Source organism: Flavobacterium sp. (assembly GCF_039916025.1).
Taxonomy (GTDB): domain Bacteria; phylum Bacteroidota; class Bacteroidia; order Flavobacteriales; family Flavobacteriaceae; genus Flavobacterium.
The window spans coordinates 1-3,721 of record NZ_JBDSMB010000031.1; the positions used below are offsets into that span (position 1 = coordinate 1).

A 3,721-nucleotide genomic window follows, 5' to 3' on the forward strand; every position below is an offset into this window, starting at 1 on the left:
CGTGTTACTCTAGTATTACCATTTTGTTCTTTTATTATTACCAAATCGTTAACAGATTAAATTACCGTTAAGTCAGGTTTCATTTATCAATTCATTTTGTATTATCTTTACATTTACATCGACAAAACAATTGTGTCCACTTATGAAAAAAAAAGACATCAAGATTTTATTAGTAGATGATGAGCAGGATATCCTAGAAATTGTGGGATATAATCTTTCTCAGGAAGGTTACCAAATCGTAACCGCTACCAATGGGAAAGAGGCAATAATAAAAGCCAAAAAAGAATTGCCACAGCTCATCATTATGGATGTGATGATGCCCGAAATGGACGGAATGGAAGCCTGCGAAAACATTCGGAAACTTCCAGAATTAAGCAATGTTATCATTACTTTTTTAACCGCAAGAAGCGAAGATTATTCACAAGTGGCCGGATTTGATGCTGGTGCCGATGATTATATAACCAAACCAATCAAACCAAAATTATTAGTAAGTAAAGTAAAAGCATTGCTTCGTCGTTTAAAAAGTGACGAACATGCTTCAGAAACACTCAATGTTGGTGGCATCGAAATCAACAGGGAAGAATATAAAATCATCAAAGAAGGAAGAGAAATTGTTTTGCCAAGAAAAGAATTTGAATTGTTTTATCTATTGGCTTCCAAACCTGGAAAAGTATTCAAACGAGAAGAGATCCTGGATAAAGTTTGGGGTAACGAAGTTATCGTTGGCGGAAGAACCATCGATGTCCACATTAGAAAACTCCGCGAAAAAATAGGTGAAGAACTATTCAAAACCATCAAAGGAGTTGGCTATAAATTAGAAGTATAAATGAAAATAAATTTCAAGAAAACCTATAGGTTTGCCTTAGTTTCAACAACTTATATTACCGCTTTTTCTACAGGTTTTCTTGCAATTTTGTTATGGTTTTTCCATGAATTTTCACTGCCAATCATACTGTTATTTGCTGTTTCTATAGCTACATTCTCTTTTTTTGTTATCCAATATCGTGTAGAAAGATTTATCTATCGCAGGGTTAAAAAAATCTACGATGATGTTTCACTTTTAGAATCTACATCATTCAGAAGTCAGCCAATTACAACCGATATGGAAACTTTGACCAAGCAGGTTAAAAAGTTTGCCACAGATAAAAAACTCGAAATCGAAACCCTGAAAGTTCGTGAAGAATATCGAAGAGAATTTCTTGGAAATGTTTCACACGAACTCAAAACACCTTTGTTTACGGTACAAGGTTACTTGTCCACATTGATTGATGGCGCAATCGATGACAAAAAAGTGCGCAAAAAATACCTCGAAAGGGCCGAAAAAGGTGTCGAAAGATTAGTCTATATCGTAGAAGATTTAGACATGATTTCCAAACTCGAAATGGGCGATGTTAACCTTGAGTTGACAAGGTTCAATATTGTTGATTTGGTGCAGAGTGCTTTCGATTTGCTTGAAATGACAGCTGATAAAAAGAACATCATCTTAATGTTTGACAGAAAATATAACAAAGCGATAAATGTTTTTGCCGATCAGGAGAAAATACAACAAGTGCTTTCAAATCTGATAATGAATTCCATAAAATACGGAAAAGAAAACGGCACTACTGAAGTTACCATTGAAGATTTGATTAACGAAAAAATAATCGTTCGCGTCCGCGATAATGGCGAAGGAATCGAAAAGCAATATATTCCCAGATTGTTTGAACGCTTTTTCAGGGTTGACAAAAGTGGCGCACGAAGCGAAGGCGGTTCAGGTCTTGGACTTTCAATAGTAAAGCATATCATTGAAGCACACGGAGAAAAAATCTATGTAGAAAGTGAATTTACAAAAGGTTCTGAATTTTCATTCACGCTCGAAAAGCACCAATAATTGCTTCCAGTTAATTTCCTTTTTAAGTTGTGGTAAGCCGCCAAAGAGCTTAACTTCCAGTAAATTCTCTATTTTGAAATCATCTTGCTTAGCATAAGGGACAAAACCATTTCGCTTTAGTCTTTTTGCCAGATATTCTTGCTCAAATTGTCCCGGCGTTGGTATAAAAAATGCTTTCTTCTGCAATTTTGCCAAATCCATAACAGTAGTATAACCTGAGCGACAAAGTACGGTTTCGCTTTCGTTAAAAGCAGTTTCAATCTCTGACGAAGTCATGAAGTTGTAATAGGCAACGTTTTCGTGTTGTTCTGTTTTTTGTTCCGATTCAATTATTCCTTTGATGAAAAGTACTTTTCCTTTAAATAGAAGAACTTCACTTTTTAATTTCTCTTCCAAAAAAGTACGTTGCGGTTCAGGACCGGAAAGTATAACCATCAAATCATACTTAATTGGCAAATCTTTTTTCTCTAATCGGCTTAACGGACCAAGATATTTTAGATTCAGCGAACTGTCTTTCAAATGCCCAAGTTTCCCGGTCAGGTTTGGATTTTCCTGTATATCCGGAATCCAGCATTCGGTAAATTTTTTGATAAAATGCTGGTGCAGTTTGCTCGAAATCCATGTGGTTTTTCCAGACAAAACATTCAGTTGATGTGTCATGAAAACACTCGGAATCTTTTTGCTGTGAACACCTAATCGATTATCCGATATGATTCCTTGTAAATCGAATTCGGCTATCCATTTCTTGACGATTTTCTTTTCTGCAAAAATCGCTTCAATCATTTTTGGGCTATTCTTAATTAATTTCCACTTGAAATCAGCACCGGTTTTGGCATATTCAATTTCATAAGAAGGCAATTCCAGCGATTGCAAATGCGGAAATTCTTTTTGAAGCAATTGCAACGCCACACCATCGGAAGCAAGAATAGGAGTAAACCCATTTTTCTCCAATTCACGAATAATCGGAATGCAGCGTGTTGCGTGACCTAAACCCCAATTTAACGGAGCGACAAGAATATTTTTTGCAGAATTTTCCAAGTAGTGAAATTACGATTTTAACTTTGCAAAGTAAAAAAGATTTTGGATAGTTTATATTTCCTTAATTTTACCAAAAAATTAAGTTTGTGGGAAGTAAGAATAAATTAAAGCGGTTTAAGGAAAACGAATCTTTTGAAAACGTTTTCCAGCCAACAAGAGAAGAAGTTGTAGGCGGAGAATTTCCACTAAAAGGAAAATGGAATTCGGATTTTTTCAAAAATGACAATCCGGTTATAGTTGAATTAGGTTGCGGTAAAGGTGAATATTCTGTTGGCTTGGCCGAGCGTTATCCTGATAAAAATTTTGTGGGTATTGATATTAAAGGTGCAAGATTCTGGCGTGGAGCCAAAACTGCCGTTGATGGCGGAATGTATAATGTGGCTTTTGTCCGCACGCAAATTGAGTTAATCAATTTTATTTTTGCTGAAAATGAAGTCGACGAAATCTGGATTACTTTCCCCGATCCGCAAATCAAATACAAACGCACCAAGCACCGAATGACAAATTCTGAATTTTTGCAGTTGTACAAAAAAATCCTGAAACCAAATGGCGTAGTAAATCTCAAAACCGACAGCGAATTTATGCATGGTTATACTTTAGGATTGTTGCATGGTGAAGGTCACGAAGTGTTGTATGCCAATCACAACGTTTATAAAAATGAAGGTGCACCGGAAGTGGTGACGGCTATTCAGACATTTTACGAAAATCAATATTTGGAAATCAACAAAGCAATTACGTATATTCGTTTCAAAATCAAATAAATGCTGTTTTTTTTACCACTTGTTTTAGGTTTTTGCATTGCTTTTTTGGCGG

The 3,721-nt window shown here is 35.7% G+C and carries 4 protein-coding genes; 3 read left to right on the plus strand and 1 reads right to left on the minus strand.

What is annotated here, in order from left to right; translation table 11 throughout:
• Window positions 1-142: 142 nt before the first annotated feature.
• Together ABIQ27_RS01590 and ABIQ27_RS01595 are read left to right on the plus strand one after the other, a co-directional pair.
• A complete protein-coding gene (locus ABIQ27_RS01590; RefSeq protein WP_348031424.1) occupies window positions 143-826 on the plus strand; it encodes a response regulator transcription factor in 684 nt (227 codons plus the stop codon).
• Complete coding sequence (locus ABIQ27_RS01595; RefSeq protein WP_348031425.1) at window positions 827-1,870, plus strand: ATP-binding protein; 1,044 nt, start codon at window positions 827-829, stop codon at window positions 1,868-1,870.
• Here the strand turns inward: ABIQ27_RS01595 and ABIQ27_RS01600 are convergent.
• Entirely contained in the window at window positions 1,844-2,908 is a 1,065-nt protein-coding gene (locus ABIQ27_RS01600) for a glycosyltransferase (protein ID WP_348031427.1), read from the minus strand. The genes ABIQ27_RS01595 and ABIQ27_RS01600 overlap by 27 nt on opposite strands.
• Before the next feature lie 86 nt (window positions 2,909-2,994).
• Between ABIQ27_RS01600 and trmB the strand changes: the two genes are divergently transcribed.
• On the plus strand, window positions 2,995-3,669 hold the full coding sequence (trmB, locus tag ABIQ27_RS01605) for a tRNA (guanosine(46)-N7)-methyltransferase TrmB (protein ID WP_348031429.1): 675 nt from the start codon (window positions 2,995-2,997) through the stop codon (window positions 3,667-3,669).
• The last annotated feature ends 52 nt before the right edge of the window (window positions 3,670-3,721 follow it).

What these genes read in the sequence shown, in the direction of transcription:
- ABIQ27_RS01590 (WP_348031424.1), top strand. Translation starts at nt 143, where the DNA reads ATGAAAAAAAAAGACATCAAGATTTTATTAGTAGATGATGAGCAGGAT.
- ABIQ27_RS01595 (WP_348031425.1), top strand. Translation starts at nt 827, where the DNA reads ATGAAAATAAATTTCAAGAAAACCTATAGGTTTGCCTTAGTTTCAACA.